Raw genomic sequence first — 22,270 nt, 5'->3', positions numbered from 1 at the left:
AAAGCTACTGAGCGGGGAAATATGGAAGCGTACCGGCTCAAATTCCGGCCCCGCCCCACCAGCCTACCCGAGCATCAGCTTCTTGCGCCGGCGCAGCCACACGTTTCATGGCGCCATCTAATTCATCAACATGAGTGATTTAACAATTTCTTCCGCCCTGTCAAACTGGCCGAACACGGTGCTCCCGGTTCCCGCCACCCTGCCCGACACGCGCTTCCAGGCTACGCAGAACCTTTGGGGTATAGACCTGGGTGGGACCAAGATTGAAGGCGTCATCCTACAGTCTGCGCAGGAGCCCACGGTGCTATTCCGTACCCGGGTGCCTACCGGGGCCAGCCGGGGCTACGACCACATCCTGGGGCAGATTCAGCAATTGGTGGAAGCCATGGAGCAGGCGGCCGGCTACCGAGCCGAAAAAATTGGCATCGGCACCCCTGGTACCATGATTCCGCAGTCGGGGCTGATGAAAAACTGCAATACTACCGCCCTGAATGGCCGTGCTCTGCAAGCTGACCTAGAGCAGCTTCTCGGGCGGCAGGTTGTCCTGGCCAACGATGCCAATTGCTTTGCCCTGTCGGAAGCCCGCCTTGGCATTGTCCGGCAGCAATTTCCTGAGGCGCGCGTCGTGCTGGGCCTGATTATGGGGACGGGCGTTGGGGGCGGAATTGTTATCAATGGCCAAGCCCTGGAAGGCTTCCACGGCATTGCCGGCGAATGGGGGCACAACTACCTCAGCGAAACGGACGGCAAACCATGCTTTTGCGGGAAAAGCGGCTGCATAGAAAGTATCCTGTCGGGGCCAGCACTGGAGCAGTTCTATGCCAGCCTGTCCGGGCAGGAGCGAGAACTCAAGGACATCATACAGCGGGCCGCTACGGGGCTAGACGACGCCGCGCTCAAAACCCGCGACCGGCTCATGCACTACTTCGGAAAAGCCTTGGGCGCAGTCATCAATGTGCTCGATCCAGAAGTTATTGTCATCGGTGGGGGCGTCGGCAACATCGATGAGATTTACACCCTGGGAGTAGCGCAGATAAAGCAGCACATCTTCGACCACCAGTTTGCTGCCCCCGTAGTTAAGCCGTTGCTGGGCGACAGCGCCGGGGTTTATGGGGCTGCGTACCTCGTCTCCTGAAGATAGGCTCCGCCCAGGGAAGCCAGGGACCGGCACTGGGTGGCCCGTCCCTGGCTTTTTGCTTCACAGGCTTCCTAAATGGTTTTAGTGGATTGTTTTACCTTTGAAGAATACCTGCCTGGAGAATCCTGCTATGAGTGAAAAAGTGAAGAAGCGGACCTTGATCCTTGACATTGCCAATCATCTGGAGGTATCCATTGCCACGGTATCGTTAGTGTTGAACGGCAAAGCCAAACAAAGCCGGATCAGTGATGCGGTGGCGCAGCGTGTGCTGGCCTACGTGAATGAAGTGGGATATAAACCCAATCATATTGCCAAAAGCTTGCGCACCGGCAAAACGCACGTGATTGGGCTGGTAGTGGAGGATATATCGAACCCTTTCTTCGCAACGGTCGCCTGGATGATCGAACGGCAGGCCTTTGAGCGTGGCTACCGCATCATTTACTGTAGCACGGATAACAACCCGGAAAAAGCCCGGGAACTGCTCACCATGTTCCACGAGCGGCATGTGGATGGCTACATCATTGTGCCATCGGAGGGCATTGAGGAAGAAGTCACCAATATTCTGCGGGAGCATACCCCCACCGTCTTATTTGACCGTTTTCTGCCCAATCTGCCCACCAACTACGTTATTGTGGATGGTGCCCAGGGCACGTACCAGGCCACGCTTCATCTGCTGGCGCAGGGCTTCAGCCGGGTAGCCTTCGTGACTACCGACTCGGTGCAAACGCAGATGGAAGCGCGTCTGGATGGCTACACGAAGGCCTTGGCCGAACAGGCAATGGCGCCCAAAGTACGGCGCCTAGCCGTAACGAAAGACACCGAAAAGGTGATTGCCGATATCCAGGAGTTTCTTCAGGCCAACCCTGAAATCGATGCGCTGATCTTCTCTACCAACTACCTGAGCATCTACGGGCTGGAGGCAATTGCCCGCTTAAAAATGCGGATTCCGGACGATGTGGCAGTCATTTCTTACGACGACCACGACTTGTTTCGGCTGTATACCCCGGCCATTACGGTTATTGCGCAGCCTATTGAGAGCATTGCCAGGAATGTAATTGACATCCTGCTGGACGAACTCAAACATCCACACGCAAAAGACACTAGCCTGCCTCAGCAAATACTGCTGCAAACGGAACTGGTTGTTCGGCAGTCGTCTATCCGGAAAAAGGCCAAGACAACAGTAGTCCGAAAAAAGACACTGCACTCCTAAACGGCCACTGGGAATAACTAGTTCTTGCCGGCTAAAGCAGGTAGACGTGCGCTGTTGTACACTGGTTGAAGTCAGAAAGATGTGGGTGGCAGGGGGCACCTACCCTCCATTTTCTGGCCAGACAAAGACCATTCGATACTAACGGATCAGCACGCGCTGGGTTGTGGGCGGCCAGTCTGCAGATAGCACGGTGAGCTGATAAAGGCCCATCCGCAAGCCGTGTATAGGAACCTGAAAGGTATTGCTACCAGCCTGCATTACTACCTGCTGCTGCCAAAGCTGCTGGCCCACACTATTGGTTAGCCGGATGGTCACGGGCTGACTGGCGGGCAAGCTGATATTGGCATTCAGGCTGTAGCCGGAGGCAGGGTTAGGATACACCGATAGCGCAGCCCTTGCCGGCTGGCCTGGGCGGGTGCTGGTAACGGCGCCTTTCCAGTCCGGCAGTTCATCCAGCGTGATGACGTCGGCGTCCGCGTACACCCGCTTGAGCAGGTCCAGGGGCTGTTTCTGAATCCAGTCTTTGCCCTGCCAAACGGTAAACCACGACCACCAAGTGCCATAGCCCCGGATTTTGTCGGGGTCGGGCAGGTTACCACTTTCCGTGAGGGCCACCAGCTTGCGGCCGCCAAACTGCTGCTGCAGGCCGTTCCAGTCGCTGCTCATGTTGGCCGATACGTCGACGTACAGATCCACTCCGGCAATATCCACGTAAGCGTCGCCGGGATACCAGTCGTTTCCGGGGCTTTGGGTGGCGCCGTACACCCAAATCAAGTTGTGGAGCTGATGATGATTGGTGAGCCGGTCGTAGAGCACGCGCCAGAGCTCTTTATAGGGCCCCGCGCCTTTGGCTCCCCACCAAAACCACTTGCCCTCGGCTTCGTGCAGGGGGCGCCATAGCACTGGGATATTGGCCGCCTGAAACTTCTTGAGTTCCTCGGCAATGGCATCCATATCCTGCAGCAGGAGTTGGTAGCGGGTTCCCGTTCTATCGGCCAGCACAGCGGCAATGTCGAAAGTGGTGCCATCTGTGTAGAAGCCCATCCACCACGGCTTATCCGGGGTGTTGAGTAGATCGGTCGGCGCATTCCAGTGCCACATCATGCTCACAATACCCCGCCCCTGGCTTTTCTCCGACCAACGGATAAACTGCTCGGTGTAGCCGGTTGGGTTGCTGCCGTTCGCACGTCGGGAAGGTGAATACTCTATGAAATCGAAGCTGGCCAATGCCGGCTCTTTGCCGGTTTTGTTGACGATGTATTGCAGATCAGCCAGGTTATCTTCGGGACCGGCGTGCTGACCGGCCAGTACTTTCGAGCCGTACTGGCTGCGCAGATACCCCAGCAAGGCTTTCGTGGCCGGAGTGGCCTGCTCATCCACTAGGCTATTGGGCACCGCCGCCGGTAAGGCCACTGTGGTGGCAGAAAGCTGCAGATAGTCAATTCCGAAATAGCCCCAGCCCCGACCAATGGTAACGGTGTTCAGGCCTTTGGGCAGCAGATACGTCCCGGCTTCAGCCGATTTGAAATTATCTCCCGTCTGGGTGAACATTCCGGTGCTTTTCTCACCGTTGACCTGCAGATCATAGCCTTTGTCGCCGAACGGGGAGGTGTAGCCCAACTGCAGCTTATATAAGCCAGCCACGGGGTTGTCGAAGGTGATGCTCACGTTGTCGGCAGCCGCATCAAAGCCCGTTACGAAGCCCGTGCCGGAGAAACCCGTGGGCGACACGGCCGTCTGCACACCGTTCAGCCCGCCAAGCTCCGCCTCCGCGCGCCCATTAAGAAGCGGAACCGCACCCGCGCGGGCCATGGCCGACGGCGTCAGTTCAATATAATCGATATTGAAATACCCCCAGCCAGAAGCTACGGTGATGGTGTTTTCTCCTGCCTGCAATGCAAAGCGGCCTACTTTGCTGTCGGTAAAAGCCACCGTGGGGCCGGAAAGAAAGTAGCCGCTTCTGGCTTTGTTCACGGCGAGAAAATACTCTTTCGTCCCAAACGGGGAAGAGTAGTGAACCGTGAGGTCGTAGGTGCCCGCTACGGCTTTAAAATGAAAGGTGAGCGAGTCTGTAGGGGAAGTGAAGTTGCCGGCGTACCCGGTACCGGAGTAGCCAGGAATGGCTTGCAGGAGTTGTCCGGGCCGGGCTACCTGCTCGGCTTCCAGCCGAATGGGAGGGGCAGCTCGCAGCACCAGGGGGTGAATGGTCAGGAACCCGGTAAGCAGGGCGAAAAGGAATAGGTGGGGAAGTTGACGGGAGTCTATTCTTTTCATCAGTTAGCTGGCGGGAGAAAGTGAGCAAGGACAGAGACCGGTGAATACTAGTCGGGAAATCTACGTAGGCTAAATCGATTTAGCAAGTTAATTTTAAATGCTTTTTATCCCCATAGTGCTTTAATTAGCCAGTAGGGAAGGGGCAGTGAACGGCGCTGCCCTAACCAGCCGCCTTTAGCTGGGCGGGCTAGCGCAGGGCTTTCAGGTGCCCGCCAGACGGGGGAGAGGCGGGCTTACGGTTTTCGGGTGACCTGCCCGCCAGGCTTGTGCTGACTTTTGCCGGACCGGCGGGTCGCCGCGTCCAGGTTGTCTGCCAGGGCCTCCAAAGCAGACGACAGGTACACGAGGGGGGCATTCCAGTTAATGGCTACCTCATTGGAGGCATAGGAGCACAATTGATCTACGTAGGCCTGGTCCGGCTGCTGGGAGGGGTACTGGCAGCCATCCTGGCGCCCAGGATTGGGCCCTCCAACCAACAAGCCCGGGACTGGTGCCACGACGTTATCGGCTGCGGAGGGACGGTGATGGGGAAACTGGGGTGGTTTCGAGCCGAAGCCCGTGACAAAGGAGTAACCCGTGGCATTGCGCCCTAATAGGTAATCCAGATTGTCTAAAGCAGCCCGCAGATACTGCCGGTTTCCACTGAGGCGGAACGCTTGTATCAGCACAACGCCCTGGTTGGCCGCGTTGGCGTTGCTGCCCCAGTTAAAGTCACTTAATCGATGGCCCATCGGCGTTTGGTAGGGGCGCTGAGCACCACCGGCGACCAGGGTATCAGCCAGGGCCAGCAATTGTTGGTCGACGAATTTAAGCTCCTGCTGCGTGTGGGTCGGCAGTTGGGGGCGGAACCGGGCCAACGTGTAAAAGGCCAGTGCCTGCACCTGCCCCCAGCTGGGCACTGCGGGGGCTTGCCGAAGCGCTGGTTGCATAGCTTCGAAGTAGGCTGCCTGGCCGGTAGTAATGTACAGCTCAGTAGCCGCCCACAGGGCCTCGTCGCTCAGGTCTTCGTCCCCGTACTCGCCGGTACTGATGACCGGCGCCGCTTTCCGGTTGATTTCGGCTTGCCGGTAGTGCAGCTGCGGGTGCGCTTCAGCCCATTGCCAGGCAGAAGTAGCAGCCCGGAGGCAAGAGTCCGCCAAGCCGGGTACCTGGGCGGCAAAGCGGCGGGTAATGCGGCTGGCCTGGGCCATTACGGCGGCAAAGTCGAGGGTGGCGGCGGTGCTTTTCTGCACCAGGTAGCGGGGACTGCGGGCGGCGGCCGGCATCACCATGGCGTCGAAGGAGGCATTCGTGAGTTTGTGGTAGACACCCCCATCGTGCGGGTCCTGCATCGAGAGCAACCACCTGAGGTTCCAGAGGCTTTCGTCCAGTACATCGGGTAACTGGTTGGTGCTTTCCGGAATATTCGTGCGCAGCCTTTCACAGTATGCCGGAAAGTCTTCGTAGAGAGCAAGCAGCGTACCGAGCGTGATGCCCGAGTTGACAACATACTTATTGTAGTCGCCAGCATCGTACCAGCCACGGGGGGAGTGCAGAACCGTGCCACTGGGCCGCGCTACCGAAGCCGCCGACGGGTGCACCAGGACCGCCGTATCGGGGTGCCCTGCCGAGCGGCTCCACTGGCCCGCGTAGCGCGGGGGCAAGGCCGTAGAAGCCCGCTGAAAATAGTAGCTTTTCAGGGCGGCGCGGGCCACCTCCGCGTGTACCTGCCCGCGAACCTGGAAAGGATGAGACAAGCCAATGCCTGGCACCTGCACTGAATAGGTGCCAGCCGCTTGGAAAGCCGAAAAGTCCGCGACAAACGCTTTTTTCCCTGGCGTGGTGCGCAGGTACCCGGTGTAAACCGTGTGGTGAAGATCAGCGGTAACAATAAAGAACTTGCCCGGCTTCGCCCCGAGCACTACTGCCCGCTTTGGGCCATGTGGGTAAAAGCCAACTTGGTTAAGCCGAATACTATCGGTGTGTTGCTGCGCCTTAAGGGAAGAAAGGCTGATTAAAAGCAATAATCCTAGCAGTCCTAGACTGCCTTGCATTCGGGTAGCCAGTTGCATGATGGACTTTGGTTAAGTGCGGCGTTACTATAGAGCGTAGTAGCTGACTGATCAGCGGAAACTCAACTACCGGTTGCCGTTATAGGAGTTTTTTAAAGAAGGGCACCAGCTCCTTCGCAAGCAGCGCATGGTCTTCCACGCTGGGGTGGTTGGTGCAGCCCCTGGGCTGCATTGGCTGAAAGAAATAGGTAGCTACAGGTTGATCAGCGGGATAGTTGGCATCTGTTTTCTGCTTGACAACGGTGAGGCAGTTCTGCAGGAGCGTACGGTTTCTCCCAGTTATCATGGGACTACTTAGCAGCGCAATGCGGGCCCTGGGGTACTTGGTTTTTACCAACTTGATAAACTGCACGTAGGTGCTCACGTACCGGGCGCTGTCGAATGGGAGGCGAGGCGTTTTGCCGTCGCCGTTGCTTAGGTCGTTGGTGCCAAGCGCAAGGCTAACTACCGCAGGCGAGTAGGTTGCAAAATTCCAGTGATAGGGGGTATTCGGCTGAAAATCAATGTTTTCGTATACTTGAGGCATAGTGGGCGCATCGCTATTCCAGTTGCGATAGATGCCAATACCGCTGACGCTGCTCAGCAGAAAGTTGGCGTTCAGCGCCCGCGCCACCCGGGGGCCGTAGGCCTGGTAGGCATTGTGCTGATCATGGTATTGACCGGTGCCGCAGGGTACTTCTGACGCGTCGGACGCCGCGCCGCAGGTGATGCTATTGCCGATAAACTCAAGCAGGGGAGCGGTTGGATTAGGGAGCGTATGCAGGTTTTCGCCCAGAATTTTTTCGATGGCAATAGGACCTGTGTGTGCCTCAGTAGCCTTGTAAATCCAGACTGTGTGCTTGCCCGCGTTGGCGGCCGTGATTACAAGCGGAGTAGTCGTTTTTCCAACCTTAAGGCGCTTCTGGTATACCCCATCCAGCGCGTACTGCAGGTAATTATGGTCCTGGCCGCCCGGCAAGGAGGCAAAGACTTTACATTCTCTGCCTTCGAAGCGAAAGCCAAAATGCGCTGCTGAGCTGATCAGCTCCAGCTGCATTTCCTTGTTTATCCAAAACCGGCCGTAAGGCTTCAAGGCCGTGGCCGGCAGCGTAACCGGTGCTTTGGGGGCGGTGCGAGGCAGGGAGAAGCAGGCGGAGACGCAGCTAAAACCTATTAGCAAATATAACGTGAGGGGTTTCATGCGTAGTACGTAATGCTTAAGGGGGAGAAAGGCAGTTGAGGAGGCGCTGCGCTATCGGTGATAGTGCCAGGCAGCTGTCCGGAATGCTGCGCCGGGACGGACCCCGGCTCGATGCAACGAAAACGCTTGCCAACGAGCGGCAGACGCCTTAAGTGCGGCAGCTTGAAATCAGCACTTGCGGCAACGCTATTACCAGTAAGGTGCGGTAGCAGCACTTCGCCCGCAAGTCAGTCTCCTGTTATGGAAACGGAGTGTTGGAAGACTTACTGCCGTGAGCAATATTAACGAAGTTTGCCGTACTCTGCCTACCCGGCCTGCTATCCCCGCCGCCTCGCCACCGCGCCCACAGGCTCGGCCTCACATTTACGACCAGACCAGTAAGCCCGCCGCCAGTCGGCGCGCAGCCCGCTTTCAATAGGCAGGGCCGCGTAATTCGGCAGGGTGGGTTACGGCATTATTCCACATTTCTTATCCTACATCAAGGCGACACCGCACGACGCTGGGTACTTTTGGGTTCGTTGAAACCGATAACCTCATGCAGCGGCGCCACTTTCTTCAACTTCTTGGTTTGCTGCCCGTTGTTTGTGCCATGAACTCACTGCAAGACCTCCATACTACCGCCAGCAGCTTCCAGAAAACCGCCAAGATGCCCGTACTGTTCGTGGGGCACGGCTCGCCGATGAATGCCCTGGCCGATAACCCGTTCACCCAAACTCTGCGCCAGCTGGGCCTCGATATCCGCAACCGCCAGCCGCCCCGGGCCATCCTGGTGGTGTCGGCGCACTGGCTTACGCGGGGCACCTTCGTGGCCGTGAACGAGCGGCCCGAAACCATCCACGACTTCGGGGGCTTTCCGCAGGAGCTCTTCGACATGCAGTACCCCGCGCCCGGCGCCCCCGACGTAGCTCAGGAAGTGCTCCAGGCCCTGCCCGATGCACATCCTACCGACGAGTGGGGCCTCGACCACGGCTCCTGGACGGTGCTGCACCACCTTTTCCCGGAAGCGGATATTCCGGTGTTCCAGCTCAGCATCGATTACTACAAGCCCATTACCTACCACGCCGAGTTGGCCCGGCAGTTGCAGTTTCTGCGGCGGCGCGGAGTGCTCATCTTGGGCAGCGGCAACATCGTGCACAACCTGCGCCAGAGCATGCCCAAGTTCATGCAGGACGATGCCACGCCCTACGCCTGGGCCTCGGAGTTTGATGCCTGGGCCAAAGCCCGCATCGACCAGCGCGACCTGCTGGCCCTGGCCCACTACCAGCAGGCCGGCGCCAGCGGCCCCCTCGCCGTACCTACCCCCGACCACTACATTCCCATGCTCTACAGCCTGGCCCTGGCCGAGCCCGAAGACGACATCCGCCACGCCTACGAGGAAGTAAGCTACGGCGGCATGAGCATGCGCACCTTTGTGGTGGGGTAGAAATAAGCACTGACTGATATGAGAGATAAAGCGAGATAAAACCTATGATCGAGAAGCTGGAGCAACTCTGGCTAGACCATCCTGATTTTCGGCTGGGGCAACTTCTCATGGTGATAGCCATGACTGGTGAGCACAACCCAAAGCTCTTTTATCTGGAAGATGACCGGATGCTAGAACTGTTAGAGGAGAGAATGGAGCAGCTGGCTAAGGCACGAAATCCTACGCTCTAACTTTTTACGGGACTGGGATTGAGAGACTAAAACCGGTTTCAAGCAAAGTGTTATTGGTGCTGTGTTATCATATTTATGTAAAGCTCGTGCGTAAGCCATGAACACGCCAGATATGGAAGATGAAAGCTATATCTACTCGGATTAGCTTACTTGCCAGTTTGCTGTCGAATAGATTCTAGTCTAAAGACTAGTAAATAATAGCAAAATCTTATATGTCAATAAAGCACCACTTCAACCCCTGAGCGCATCCCGCGTACCTTGGCGCTTGGAGCCAGTGCTACGCTTATGACGCAGGAACAACAACGCCTACAGGATACAACCACACACCTTATTCCCTGGAAGAAATTCGGACCCTACCTCACCGAGCGGCAGTGGGGCACGGTGCGCGAAGACTATAGTGCCGATGGCAACGCCTGGGACTACGTGTCCCACGATATGGCCCGCAGCAAGGCCTACCGCTGGGGCGAAGAAGGCCTGGGGGGCATCAGCGACGACCAGCAGCTGCTTTGCTTCTCGGTGGCCCTCTGGAATGGGGTAGATAAGCAGCTGAAGGAGCGCCTGTTTGGCCTCACCAACGGGCAGGGCAACCACGGCGAAGACGTGAAAGAGCTGTACTACTACCTCGACAGCACGCCCACGCACTCGTACATGAAAATGCTCTACAAGTATCCGCAGCGGAAATTTCCGTACCGGAAGCTGGTAGAAACCAATGCCCGCCGCAGCCGCCAGGAGCCGGAGTTTGAGCTGCTCGACACCGGCGTGTTCGACAAGAGCCGCTACTTCGACGTGTTTGTGGAGTATGCCAAAGCCGGACCTGAGGACATCCTGATAAAGGTGACGGTGCACAACCGCGGGCCCAAGCGCGCCACCGTGCAGGTGTTGCCCCAGCTCTGGTTCCGCAACACCTGGAGCTGGGAATATGGCGCTAAGCGCCCCCACATGCACCAGTCGCAGCCGGGTGCCGTGCACGCCGAGCACCCCTTGCTGGGCCACTACCACCTCTATTGCGACGACGCGCCCCGGCTACTCTTCTGCGACAACGACACCAACGGAGCCCGCCTGTATGGGCAGCCCGCTGAGGCCGAGGGCCACTACTTTAAGGACGGCATCAATGACTTTGTGGTGGAGGGCGACGAGGAAGCCATCAACCCTGCGCAAACCGGTACCAAAGCCGCGGCTCAATACGTGCTGAGCGTGGGCGCCGGCGAGGCCCGCACCGTGCGCTTGCGCCTCAGCCAGCCCTGGCAGGACGCACCCTTTGCCGACTTCGACCACCTGTTCTGGACGCGCCAGCAGGAAGCCAACGAGTTTTACGACTGCCTGCAGGAAGGCCTACCGGCCGAGGCTGGCGCCGATGCCCGCAACGTGCAGCGGCAGGCCTTTGCGGGCATGCTCTGGAGCAAGCAGTACTACTACTACGATGTGAGTAAGTGGCTCGACGGGGACCAGGCCGGGGAGAATGTGTCGGGGGACTACCGGCGGCGGGGGCGCAACAGCAACTGGCGCCACCTCTACAACGCCGACATTATCTCCATGCCCGACAAGTGGGAGTACCCCTGGTACGCGGCCTGGGACCTGGCCTTCCACTGCGTACCGCTGGCCATGGTTGACGCCGAGTTTGCCAAAACCCAGCTGCGCCTGCTCGTTCAGGACCGTTACATGCACCCCAGCGGGCAGCTCCCGGCCTACGAGTGGAACCTGAACGACGTGAACCCGCCGGTACATGCCTGGGCTACCTGGCGGGTGTACAAGATGGACTGCAAGCTCAACGAAGGCCGCGGCGACCGGGCCTTTCTGGAGTCAGTCTTCCATAAGCTGGCCCTCAACTTCACGTGGTGGGTAAACCGCAAAGACCGCGACGAGCGCAACATCTTTGAGGGCGGCTTTCTGGGCTTGGATAACATTGGCGTGTTCGACCGCTCGGCCCCGCTGCCCACCGGCGGCAAGATTGAGCAGAGCGACGGCACCAGCTGGATGGCCATGTTTGCCCTGAACATGATGCGCATGGCCCTAGAGCTAGCCAAAACCAACCCCGTGTACCAGGAAATGGCCGGCAAGTTCTTCGAGCACTTCCTCTACATTGCCGATGCCATGACGCGCGGCGGCGACGGGCGCTTCAACCTCTGGGACGAGGAAGACGGCTTTTACTACGACGTGCTGCACACCCCCGACGGGGCCCGCACCCGCCTGAAAGTGCGCTCCATCGTGGGGCTGATTCCGCTGTTTGCGGTGGAAGTCATCGACGAAGAGCTGCTGAATTCCATGCCCGAATTTACGGAGCGGGCCCGCTGGCTGATCGACAACCGGCCCCATCTGGCGCAGCTGGTCAGCCGCTGGCAGGAGCCCGGCAAGGGGGCCCGCCACCTGCTGGGGCTGCTGCGCCGCTCCCGTCTCAAGCGCCTACTGGCCCGCATGCTCGACGAAACCGAGTTTCTGGCCGATTATGGCATCCGGGCGCTTTCCCGCTACCACCAGGAGCACCCCTACATCTTCAGCACCGCCGAGGCCGACTTTACCGTGCAGTACGTGCCCGGCGAGGCCGAAAGCAGCATGTTTGGGGGCAACAGCAACTGGCGTGGCCCTATCTGGTTTCCTATCAACTACCTCATCGTGGAGTCGTTGCAGCGCTACTTCTTCTACTACGACAACAAGTTCAAAGTAGAGTGCCCCACGGGCTCGGGCAACTACCTGAACCTCCAGGAAGTAGCCATGGAGCTGGCCAGTCGGCTAACTAAAATTCTGCTCAAGGACGAGAAAGGCCGCCGCCCCGCCTTCGGCCAAGACGAGCTACTGCAAACCGACCCCAATTTCAAGGACTACCTGCTCTTCCACGAGTACTTCCACGGCGACGACGGGCACGGCCTGGGCGCCAACCATCAAACCGGCTGGACCGGCCTGATTGTGCGCCTGCTCCAGCAGCGGGCTTATTCATAGATGTGGTGGTAGCCGAAAACGCAAAAACGCCCGGCAGCGCAGGCTGTCGGGCGTTTTAGGTAGGTGGGGGTGATAGGGTGACACCGGCGACTCCGGCAGAAAAGTAGGGGTAGCTACATACAAGAAGGTTAGTTCTGCTGATGGACCAAGTAGCGCAGGCTTGCGGCCGACTCCGGGGAGCCGCGAAAAACCAGTTGCCCGTTTCGCAGGCCGCCGGCGTATACCTCCACTTCCGAGGCACACTGGGTTACAAATACCCGCACCACTTCGCGGGAACCGGTCCGTACGTAGGTAGTACCGGGTTTTTCGGTTGTTTCAGGCCAGGCTATTCGGTAAAATCCCGCATTAGCTAGCTGCATGTCAAGCATATAGAGGTGGGTAAATGTTTGGCTGCAAAAGCCAAAGGTCAGGTGGATAGTTCCTGATACGCGTATTATTTGGGTTAAGAATAGATGAAATTAGATGTTGGCGGGAGTTAGGAAGGTAAAATCCTAGCTGCTAAGCCAATAAAAAAATCATGATGTCGGCCAAAAAATGTCTTTCCTATGGCTTGAAATCATCTTTTAGTGAACCGGGGCCTCTGTTCCCTGCGCCCGTCCTGGCTCCGCTAGCACCAAGCCGGCGGGGCCATTCCTTATTTCACGGAAAGTGCGCAATCGAGGGCGGGGGCCTGAGCCGGCACATGGTTGCGGCCTACCACGGCAAACACCCGCTGCCCGGCCCGGGCCTTATCGGCAATAAGGCGGTACATGTACAGGTTGCGAAACTCGCTGGAGGCCCGGTTGATGTCGTTGGTGAACTTGCCCCCGGTGCTGGCCGATGAGGCCATGGGGTCAAACCAGGCCGCGGGGGCCTCCCACCAGTTGCCGCCAGCGGGCCAGTACTTTTGGTAAGCCGCTGCCAGCTCCGGTACGGTCCGGATTACCTGGTCGGAGCCGGGCAGCATCTGGGCACTTTTGGCCAGCAGGGTTTCCATGGCCTTGGTAATTTGCTCGGGCGAGGCCTTGGTGCGGGTGCGCAGCCGCTGAGCTTCGCGCAACAGGTAGAACAGCTTCAGCTGCTCCAAGTCAAACTTGCTTTTCAGGTACTGATACTCAGCCACGGGGTTTTCGAGCGACTCCACCGGAAGGTTTTGCTGCTTGGCCAGAAAGCGCACGTACCCCGATTCCCCGAGCCGGGCAATGGTAGCCGTTTCGGTAGAATCGGCCCCGCGGTTGGGTCCTTCGAATAGCACAACGGTGGGCTTGGCCTGTGCAAAGGCTTCCTTAATGCGCGCAAACTGGGCGTGCGCGGCATCCTGGGAGTGCTCCGCCCCGAAGTAATACACGCTGCCGCCCGCTGGCAGAGCCCGCGTGTACGTCCAGGCGGGTTTGGCCGGCAGGGGAGTGGCGTAGCTCCGCAGCTGCTGGTCGCAGGGCTGCGGCGTGGTGATTTGGGCCAGCGCCGCCGTAGCGGGCCACAGGGCTGCTAAAAGCAGCACAACCGGTTGTTTCATAGCAAAGTAGAAGAAGAACAGAGCGGCAAGTTGCGAAAAATCACTTCGCCCTGCCATCACATAAGGATGTGAACAGACACCCCGGTGTATCTTGCTGCCCTGCTATGGCTGAATCTGATGCTGCTCCCGTTATCCGCGCGGCGGGCCTTACCAAACGCTACGGTTCCCACACCGTAGTCCAGGATGTTTCCTTTGCTGTATCTGCCGGCGAAACGCTGGTGCTGCTGGGGCCAAGCGGCTGCGGCAAAACCACCCTGCTCAAAATGCTCAACCGGCTGGTGGAGCCCGATGCCGGCACCGTAGAAATAAACGGGCAGGAAGTGCGCGGGCAGCAACCGGAAGTGCTGCGCCGTGGCATGGGCTACGTTATTCAGCAGGTGGGTTTGCTCCCGCACTACTCCGTGGCCGACAACGTAGCCACAGTGCCGCGCCTGCTCGGCCACGCTCCGGCGGCCATAGCGGCGCGCACCAACGAACTGCTCCACCGCCTGCATTTACCGCCCGAACGATTTGCGGCCCGCCTGCCGCACGAGCTGTCGGGGGGGCAGCAGCAACGGGTGGGCTTGGCCCGGGCCTTGGCCGCCCAGCCGCCCATTGTGCTGCTTGATGAACCCTTCGGCGCCCTCGACCCCGTCACCCGCGTGCAGATCCGCCGCGACTTCCGGGAGCTGGAGGAGTTGCGCCGGACCACAGTGGTGCTGGTGACCCACGACGTGGTAGAAGCCTTCGAACTGGCCGACCGGATTCTGCTGCTCGATGCCGGGCGGGTGCAGCAGCTGGGTTCGCCCGGGGAACTGCTTTTCCGACCAGCGAATGAGTTCGTGCGCCGGTTTTTTGCGGCCGAGCGGCTGCAGCTGCAGCTGCGTACCCTCACACTGGCCGATGTGCAGCCTTTTCTGCCCAGTTCGGTACCAAACCCATTTACCCCGCACACCACGCTGCAGGCTGCCCTGGAGCAGCTGACCGCAAACGCCAATCACCAGCCAAGCAAGGCCGGCCTCGGCATCGGTGCCCTCATGCAGGCCTTCGAACAAACCATCCAAACGCAGCAGGCATGAAAACGCTAACCGAGCTGCTGACTTTCTGGCAATTGCAGGCAGGCAAGCTGGGCGAGCAAACCCTGCAACACATTGGCCTCACGGCGGCGGCGCTCCTGCTGGCAGTGCTAGTGGGCGTGCCGGTGGGTATTGGCCTCACGCGCCGGCCGCGCTGGGCCCCGGCGGTGCTGGGGCTAGCCGGTATCCTGCAAACGGTGCCCAGCATTGCCCTGCTCGGCTTCCTGATTCCGCTGCTCGGCATCGGGCCCCGGCCGGCTATTCTGGCCTTGCTGCTGTATTCCCTGCTGCCCATCATTCGCAATACGGTGACCGGCATTCAGGGTGTAAGCCCGGCCGTGGTTGAAGCGGCCCGGGGCCTAGGCTTTACGGATTGGCAGGTGCTGCGCCGGGTAGAGCTGCCGCTGGCCTTGCCGGTGCTGTTTGCCGGCATCCGCACGGCCACAGTGATTGGGGTGGGGGTGGCCACGCTGGCGGCCTACGTAGCGGCCGGTGGGCTGGGTGAGTTCATCTTCGGCGGCATTGCTCTGAACAACCCGGTTATGATTTTGGCGGGCGCCTTGCCGGCGGCCGCGCTGGCGTTGGCGTTTGATGCCGCGCTGGCCAGTCTGCAAAAACTCACCACTCAGCGTTTGGCGAAGGTGGGCGCGGGGCTGCTGGTATTGCTGCCGCTGCTGGGCGCCCTCTACCTGCTGCCCCGGGCCACAAGCCGGCTGCAGGCAGGCTTCAGCCCCGAGTTTGTGGGGCGGGCCGATGGCCTGCCGGGCCTGCAGCGCGCCTACGGGCTGCGCCACCTGGCGAGCGTGGTGCTGGCCCCGGCGTTGGTCTACGAGGCCGCGCGCCACGCCGACGTAGACGTGATTGATGGCTACTCGACCGATGGCCGCATCCGGGCCTACGGCTTGCAGGTGCTGCGCGACAACAAACGCGTGTTCCCGCCTTACTACGCGGCTCCGGTGGTGCGCCCGGCCCTGCTGCGGGCCCACCCGGAACTGGGTGCCATTTTTGACCGCCTTACGGGCCAACTCACCGATTCGGCCATGACGGAGCTCAACTACCGCGTAGACTACCTCCATCAGGAACCCCGCACGGTGGCCGAAGCCTTTCTGCGGCAGCGCGGCCTCTGGCGGGCCCCAAGGCCTGCCGTACCGGGCGCGGCCGTGGTGCGACTGGGCTCTAAGATTTTTGCGGAGCAATATATTCTGGTAGAAATGTACGCGGCTCTCATTCGGGGAGGCACCAATCTAGCCGTGGAAACCAAGACCGGCCTGGGCGGTACAACCATCTGTTTCGAAGCCCTACGCAGTGGCGCCATCGATATGTACCCCGAGTACACCGGCACGGGCCTGCAGGTGCTGCTGCAACCCGCCCCGGCAACTATCGACTCGCTGGGGGGCAAGCCCGCGGCAGTATTTGCCTACGTGCAGCGGGAGTTTCGGCGGCGCTACGGGCTGGAGTGGCTGCCGCCTCTGGGTTTCAACAATACCTACGCCTTGCTGATGCGCCGCCGCCAAGCGCAGGAGCTGGAAATTGAGTCGTTGTCGGATTTGGGAAGCTACCTGGGGCACTAGCTGACCACCCAGCTAACCGGCGCTGCTTCCCGGTGCCATGGCGATGGCCGCTTTAGGAAAGCGGCTGCGGGGGTGGGGTGGAGCCGGCCGGTCGGGTGCGGTCCTGGGGCAAGGGTACAAACGCGGCGTTGTCGTTAGGCGGCAGGGCAATGCGGCCGGCTTGCCAGTCGGCTTTGGCTTGCTCAATACGCTCACGCCGGGAAGAAACGAAGTTCCACCAGATAAACCGTTCCCCCAGGGGCTCACCACCCAGCAGCATAAGTGTGCAGGCCATGGGAGCCACCAATACAGGGTCGATGCCCGGCGTGAAAACCAGCAGCTGTCCGGCGGTGTACGTGCGGCCATTCACCTCCAGGCTGCCTTTGGCAACGTAGGCTCCCCGCTCGGGGTAGCCGCGGGGCAGGCCAAACCGGGCACCCGGCTGCAGCACCACGTGCAGATAAAACAGCGGAGAATGGGTGCGTACTTGGTTATGCAGACCGAAGGCGTCGCCGGCAATCAGCCGCATCCAAACCCCGCTATCCGTGAAGATGGGCAGCTCCTGGGGCTGGTAGTTGGTAAACGACGGGGCACTTTCCTCATCGGCCTCGGGCAAAGCTACCCAGGTCTGAATCATTTCGAGGGCGCCGCCGGCCAGGGTCGCCGGGTCTTCAAACCGCTCGGAGTGGGCAATGCCGCTGCCCGCCGTCATCCAGTTTACCTCACCCGGCCGGATGACCTGCTCCACGCCCAGACTGTCGCGGTGCGTTACCTGCCCCCCGAAAAGGTAGCTCACGGTGCTCAGGCCAATGTGCGGGTGGGGCAGCACATCCAGGTTGGGCAATTGCTCCGGCGCGAGGTGTACCGGGCCGGCATGGTCCATGAAAATGAACGGGCCTAGCATCCGGCGCAGCCGGTAGGGGAGGATGCGCCGAACTTCAAAGCCGGCACTGAGGGCCGCGGGGCGCGCATCAATCACTAAGTCCAGCATCACACATGGGCGTAAGGAAACGGAGAATCAGGCGTTAGTCGCTACGCCAGTTGCCTTGCCAAGGGCGCAAGCAAAGCTGAAATAACGGTTTTTCGCGTAGAAACGCAGGCGCCACCCGCCAAAAAAACGCCCGGGCCGGACTACCTAGTCCGGCCCGGGCGGTGGTAGGCGTACGCAGCAGCAAACAGCTAGCTGGCTTTCAACTTTTGCTCGATTAAGGCAATTACCTGGGCGTTGCCGCCCTCTTTGGCACTGGCCAGCACATCTTTGCCGTCTTTGTCTTTGGCTCGGGGGTTGGCACCATTGGCCAATAGGAAGGCAACGACCTCTAAGCTGCCATTGGCTGCGGCGGCCATCAGAGCCGTGGCCTGAAAGGAGTCGGGCTTGTCTACCTGGGCTTTGTGCTTTACCAGGGCTTTTACGACTTCTAAATGGCCACTGCCGGCCGCCATGATCAGGAAGGTGGTCGGGAAGCCGGGCATCATCTCCACGGGTGCATTGGCATCGGCCCCGGCGGTCAGCAAGGCGTCGGCGTCGGCGGGCTTGTTCTTAATAACGGCCGTGAACAATTCCTTGGAGTGCGACTGAGCCTGCGCGAAGGTGATAAAGCCAAAAAATAAGGCGAAAAGAAGAAAGACTTTTCTCATGCCGGGAAAATGAAGTATAGAAGTGAAACAAGCTTCAAAAATACACAGAAGCCTGTTTTGGGCTGCATTCCAGGCTGTAAAAATATGACCTGCTACCTCAGGGTTTTAGTACTGTTTCAGGATACGCTGCTGGGAAGACTTTCCATTGGAAAATAGAACAGAAACCAGATACAGGCCCGGCGACAAGCCGGCAAGACTCAGCGCCTGCGCTGCTTGAAGGGCAGCGGCCCCGTAGGTTCTTGCCTGGTGCCCCTGGGTATCGAAGAGCACCACCTGCTGCACCGATTGTCCGGTGCGGTTATCCAGCCGAATAACGCTGGTGGCCGGATTGGGATAAAACGAAAGCTGACCGCGCTGAGGTCGGGCCGTAGCCGTTACTACACTCGCATCGGTCCAGTACACCCGCTCATCCATATCCTGCACCATCAGAATTTTACCATCGGAAGCCTCCACGAAGGACTGGGGCAGTCGGTTATTGTATTGGGTTAGGCCCAGGCCCGCCGCTACCTTCGTCCAGGTCTGGCCCCGGTCCTTGGAAACCAACGTGGCACCCGTATTTAGGCTGCCTTTGCAGGAGCTGTACCAGTCGCCGTTGCGGGCAAAGTGCATATTGGTGAGCAAGGCGCTTTCCCACCAGTGGGAGCTACCAATGGCCCGGTGCACCGTCCAGGACACGGTCGCATCCGTTAGGTCCGACAGGCGTTTGCTCAGGTTGAGGCTAACGGCAAAGTTGCCGCCGGAGCCCTCAAAGCTCACCAGCAATGAGTCCTGGGGGCTCACGGCCAGGGCGGTAATCTGGTAAGGGGTCAGGGTGCCCTCGAAGCCCTTGACACGCAAGGGCACAAACTGCCACTGCTGGCCGTGGCTGGTGGAAACGTACAAGCCCGGCTGCCGGGCAGAGGTTTCGTCCGTAATGCTCAGGTACCAGCGGTCCGCGCCATCGGCCGCTAGGCGGTTCACGTACCGGCCCGTCCCCAGGCCCACGTTGCGCGCTTCCCAGGTCTGCCCATTGTTCGTGGAGTGAAAAACTCCGCTACCCAGGTAGCCTTGGTCAAAGTCCAGCATGCCCGTGCCCGCCAGTAGCTCGCCCGGGGCCGGCTCTAGCAGGGTGCTAATGGGGTAAGGCGTAGCCAGAGCTACTGAATCCCAGGAAGTGCCGGCATCGAAGCTACGGTAGACTTTGCCCAGGCCGCCGGCCAGTACCACTCCGGCGCGGGTCGTATGCAGGCAGTAAACGGGGCGGGCAGTGCGCAGCGCCAGGGCCCAGCTGCGGCCCTGGTTGGTGGTGCGCAATACACCTGCTGCAACGGCTGTGAACAGGGTGGAATCGTTGGTTGCTATTAAACCCGTTTTGGGGCCGAGGGGAAAGTCGCGGGTGGTAAGCCAGAAGCGCTGAGCCTGGACGGAGCCGCCAAGCAGCAGTGCCAGTACCACGAGCGTGCATCGATAAGCGGCAAGAAGGGGGTTCATAGCAAGGCAGGAATGCAGAAGGAAGCACAAACCTAGCCATCAGCTAATCAGTAGAAAACACATGTACATGTGAACCCGGGCCGTGCAACCATCCGGCCCCCGCCTAACTCGGGGTGGCTTCCGGGCGGCCCATGCGCTGGGCCATCATGCTGGCCAGAATGATTTGCAGCGCGTGGTAGAGCATTAGGGGCAACAGCAGCAGGCCCGTGCCCGCCGCCGCCGGAAACAGCAGGCTGGCCATGACGCTGCCGTGCACCAACGACTTTTTGGAACCGCAGAATAAGGCCGTAATCCGGTCTTCGCGCGAGAAGCCCAGCAGCTGGCTCAGGCCCCACACGGCCCCAAAAATGAGTAGGTACAGCGCCACCATGCCCAAGCCGAGCAGCCCAATGTCGCGGGCCGCATAGCTGCGGAAAATACCTTCCGCAAACGACTCGCAAAAGGCCGTGAAAACGATGAGCAGAATCACCACCTGATCAGAGAGGCGCAGGGCGCCTTTGTGCTTTTCGGCAAAAGCCCCCCAGCGGCGGTTAAGCAGCACCCCGGCTACGACCGGCAGGATTACCTGCCAGGTGAGGCTGAGCGCCAAGCCCCAGAGGTGGCCGCCATCGGCGGAGGTGTGCAAAACAAAGCTGGTCCAGAGCGGGGTGAGTACGATGCCCAGCAAGCTGCTGATGCTGGCGTTGAAAATGGCGGCCGGCAGGTTACCCCGCGCTATGCTCACCATCACCACCGAAGTAGAAACCGTGCTGGGCAGGGTACACAGGAAAAAGATGCTTTGCCAGAGCTGTGCGCCTTTCTCTCCCCCGAAAAGTGGCTGCACGGCCAGCGCCAACAGCGGAAACACCAGAAAGGTAATGGCCTGCACCACCACGTGCAGCCGCCAGTTGCGCAGGCCTGCTTTCAGCTTGTCGAGGCTAAGCCGCAGGCCATAGAAAAAAAAGATCAACGCCACGCCGCCCTTGGTGATGATAAACCAGGGAATGGGGCTGGCTTTGCTGCCGGCTTCGGGGATAAGATAGGCCAGCCCTACGGCCCCCAGCAGCCCCAGCAGAAACCAGTCGAGCAGGCCAGCGCGGCGCAAAAGGGCCACCAGGTAGTTTTCGGCGGAAGCGGGCGGGGTGGCAATGGGAGCAGCGGGTTCGGGCATGGCAGAAAGCAACAGAAAAGCGCCGGGCAGGGCCGCCCGGCGCTTTCAAAAGTACGATGCGCGGCCGGGTAGCGGTTGCTGCCGGCCCCAGTAGCCGGGCTTTAGGCCGCCACAAGCTGCTGCTCCTTGCGGCGCTGCTTGCGCAGGCGGTTCAGCCACAGAATAGTACCCGTAATCGGGAACGTGAAGCCCAGCACGCACACCACCAGGCTGATGATCTTGGAAGGCCAGCCGAAAATAGCGCCCGTGTGCACCGGCTTAAACATACCCCGCACCCGCTGTCCCAGATTGCGCTGCTCGTAGGTCTGCTGGCGTAGCACCTGGCCACTGTACTGGTCGAGGTACACTTCATCGGTGGCGTTTTCGTAGGTGGCGTCCGGCCGCAGGGTGGCCACCCGAATGCTGCCGGCGGCGTCTTTGGGCAGCTGCAGAGCGTAGTACACCACATTGGGGGCCAGCTGCCGGGCGCGGACCATAGCCGCCTCAACTGATAGCGCGACGGGTGCCCCTGGGGCGGCTGGGGTAGCGGGTGTTGCTACTGAAACCGGTGGCTCGGGGCGCTGCATGGGCGAGTTCGTGACGGCGTAGATACCCTTGTTGAACCACTCAAACGACCACGCCAGCCCCGTAAAGGCAAACACGAACAAAAACAGGGCTGCGTAAAAGCCCAGCACGATGTGTAAATCGTGGTTGAGGCGCTTCCAGCCGCTGCCCCATTTCACGCGCAGCCGCTGCTTAAGGGCCTTGCGCGTAGCCGGCCACCACAGCACCAGCCCCGTCCCGATAATGAATAGGAACATCACGGTGCTGATGCCCACGATGAGCTTGCCGATTTCGCCGCCGACCATGCCGCGGTGCAGGGCCATCATGGTAAAGAAAATGGTTTCGCGGTAATTCAACTCCCCAGTCACGGCGGCTGTGTAGGGGTTCACGAACACCACGGGGCCGCGGCCTCCTTCGCCGCCGCCTTTTTCCCCGCCTTTGCCGCCCCGTTCCTTTTTACCGACCTGGCCTTCTTTCGATTGGCTGGCTGGACCGGCACTTTCCCCGTGCGCGCCCTCTGCCGGGCGGGCGCCCTCCCTTTTTCGGTCACCATTTGGCCCGCTAGGTGCACCAGCTAGGCTAAACTCCACCGTGCGGGCGGGGTCGGTGTATACTTTCACCCCCGTGATTTTGGCGTCGGGCTTGTAGGCGCGCACGGCGTCCATCAGCCGGGCCAGGGGCAAAGGCGTAGCGGCCGGTGCTGGGGCCGCCACGTAGTAGCGCTCCGGGTGCCAGGCCTGCTCCAGTTCTTTCTCAAAAACCAGTACGGCGCCCGTGAAACATACCACGGCAATAACCAGCCCCGAAACCAGGCTGAGGTAGAGGTGAATATTACGAAAGAAGATGTTCATCGAAACCGAGAAAGGAGGTAGGCGAAGGGCGGCAGAAAACCCGGAAGTCAGTCGGTTGCAGCCGATATCCTTCCGGGC

At 60.0% G+C, this 22,270-nt stretch carries 17 protein-coding genes; 7 read left to right on the top strand and 10 right to left on the bottom strand.

The window, feature by feature from the left end:
• The first annotated feature begins 130 nt into the window (after positions 1–130).
• The gene (locus tag HER32_RS02535) at positions 131–1,135 is read left to right on the top strand and encodes an ROK family protein (RefSeq protein ID WP_168680284.1); all 1,005 of its coding nucleotides are present in this window, start codon (positions 131–133) and stop codon (positions 1,133–1,135) included.
• Positions 1,136–1,238: 103 nt separating this feature from the next.
• Positions 1,239–2,348 carry a LacI family DNA-binding transcriptional regulator gene (locus tag HER32_RS02530; RefSeq protein WP_168680282.1) on the top strand — a complete coding sequence of 370 codons (1,110 nt, stop codon included), beginning with the start codon at positions 1,239–1,241 and terminating at the stop codon, positions 2,346–2,348.
• 138 nt (positions 2,349–2,486) lie between these two features.
• Here the strand turns inward: HER32_RS02530 and HER32_RS02525 are convergent, their stop codons facing one another.
• The 3 genes from HER32_RS02525 to HER32_RS02515 all read right to left on the bottom strand — a co-directional run bounded on the left by HER32_RS02525 (position 2,487) and on the right by HER32_RS02515 (position 7,853).
• Complete coding sequence (locus HER32_RS02525; RefSeq protein WP_168680280.1) at positions 2,487–4,622, bottom strand: glycosyl hydrolase; 2,136 nt, start codon at positions 4,620–4,622, stop codon at positions 2,487–2,489.
• A 233-nt stretch (positions 4,623–4,855) separates the two neighbouring features.
• The gene (locus tag HER32_RS02520; protein ID WP_168680278.1) at positions 4,856–6,655 is read right to left on the bottom strand and encodes a glycoside hydrolase family 9 protein; all 1,800 of its coding nucleotides are present in this window, start codon (positions 6,653–6,655) and stop codon (positions 4,856–4,858) included.
• Between the two features lie 97 nt (positions 6,656–6,752).
• On the bottom strand, positions 6,753–7,853 hold the full coding sequence (locus HER32_RS02515) for an SGNH/GDSL hydrolase family protein (protein WP_168680276.1): 1,101 nt from the start codon (positions 7,851–7,853) through the stop codon (positions 6,753–6,755).
• Positions 7,854–8,442: 589 nt separating this feature from the next.
• Between HER32_RS02515 and ygiD the strand changes: the two genes are divergently transcribed.
• The 3 genes from ygiD (at position 8,443) to HER32_RS02500 (ending at position 12,440) form a co-directional block, all read left to right on the top strand.
• Positions 8,443–9,276, top strand: coding sequence for a 4,5-DOPA dioxygenase extradiol (gene ygiD, locus HER32_RS02510; protein ID WP_168680275.1), 834 nt, complete (start codon positions 8,443–8,445; stop codon positions 9,274–9,276).
• A 44-nt stretch (positions 9,277–9,320) separates the two neighbouring features.
• Entirely contained in the window at positions 9,321–9,506 is a 186-nt protein-coding gene (locus HER32_RS02505) for a hypothetical protein (RefSeq protein ID WP_168680273.1), read from the top strand.
• Between the two features lie 285 nt (positions 9,507–9,791).
• Positions 9,792–12,440, top strand: coding sequence for an MGH1-like glycoside hydrolase domain-containing protein (locus HER32_RS02500; protein ID WP_168680272.1), 2,649 nt, complete (start codon positions 9,792–9,794; stop codon positions 12,438–12,440).
• A gap of 128 nt (positions 12,441–12,568) precedes the next feature.
• Here HER32_RS02500 and HER32_RS02495 read toward each other — a convergent pair whose 3' ends face one another.
• Positions 12,569–12,808, bottom strand: a complete 240-nt coding sequence (locus tag HER32_RS02495; RefSeq protein ID WP_168680271.1) for a hypothetical protein — start codon at positions 12,806–12,808, stop codon at positions 12,569–12,571.
• 266 nt (positions 12,809–13,074) lie between these two features.
• Positions 13,075–13,935 (bottom strand): hypothetical protein, encoded by an 861-nt coding sequence (locus tag HER32_RS02490; protein ID WP_149069234.1) that lies wholly within the window; start codon positions 13,933–13,935, stop codon positions 13,075–13,077.
• Positions 13,936–14,039: 104 nt separating this feature from the next.
• Between HER32_RS02490 and HER32_RS02485 the strand changes: the two genes are divergently transcribed.
• Positions 14,040–14,993: an ABC transporter ATP-binding protein gene (locus HER32_RS02485; protein WP_168680270.1), complete on the top strand. Its 954-nt coding sequence runs from the start codon at positions 14,040–14,042 to the stop codon at positions 14,991–14,993.
• Positions 14,990–16,561: an ABC transporter permease/substrate-binding protein gene (locus HER32_RS02480; protein WP_168680269.1), complete on the top strand. Its 1,572-nt coding sequence runs from the start codon at positions 14,990–14,992 to the stop codon at positions 16,559–16,561. Before HER32_RS02485 ends, HER32_RS02480 begins: the two co-directional genes overlap by 4 nt.
• Positions 16,562–16,613: 52 nt before the next feature.
• Here HER32_RS02480 and HER32_RS02475 read toward each other — a convergent pair whose 3' ends face one another.
• From HER32_RS02475 to HER32_RS02455, 5 genes are all read right to left on the bottom strand, one after another.
• Positions 16,614–17,531 (bottom strand): pirin family protein, encoded by a 918-nt coding sequence (locus HER32_RS02475; RefSeq protein ID WP_168683193.1) that lies wholly within the window; start codon positions 17,529–17,531, stop codon positions 16,614–16,616.
• Positions 17,532–17,719: 188 nt separating this feature from the next.
• Positions 17,720–18,178 carry an ankyrin repeat domain-containing protein gene (locus tag HER32_RS02470; RefSeq protein ID WP_149069237.1) on the bottom strand — a complete coding sequence of 153 codons (459 nt, stop codon included), beginning with the start codon at positions 18,176–18,178 and terminating at the stop codon, positions 17,720–17,722.
• A gap of 105 nt (positions 18,179–18,283) precedes the next feature.
• On the bottom strand, positions 18,284–19,648 hold the full coding sequence (locus tag HER32_RS02465; RefSeq protein WP_168680268.1) for a T9SS type A sorting domain-containing protein: 1,365 nt from the start codon (positions 19,646–19,648) through the stop codon (positions 18,284–18,286).
• Positions 19,649–19,751: 103 nt separating this feature from the next.
• Positions 19,752–20,798: a bile acid:sodium symporter family protein gene (locus HER32_RS02460; RefSeq protein WP_168680267.1), complete on the bottom strand. Its 1,047-nt coding sequence runs from the start codon at positions 20,796–20,798 to the stop codon at positions 19,752–19,754.
• A gap of 101 nt (positions 20,799–20,899) precedes the next feature.
• Positions 20,900–22,192, bottom strand: a complete 1,293-nt coding sequence (locus tag HER32_RS02455) for a PepSY-associated TM helix domain-containing protein (RefSeq protein ID WP_168680266.1) — start codon at positions 22,190–22,192, stop codon at positions 20,900–20,902.
• Between the last annotated feature and the right edge of the window lie 78 nt (positions 22,193–22,270).

Source organism: Hymenobacter sp. BT18 (assembly GCF_012273015.1).
Lineage (GTDB): Bacteria > Bacteroidota > Bacteroidia > Cytophagales > Hymenobacteraceae > Hymenobacter > Hymenobacter lutimineralis.
This window is presented reverse-complemented; position numbering and strand designations above follow the sequence as displayed.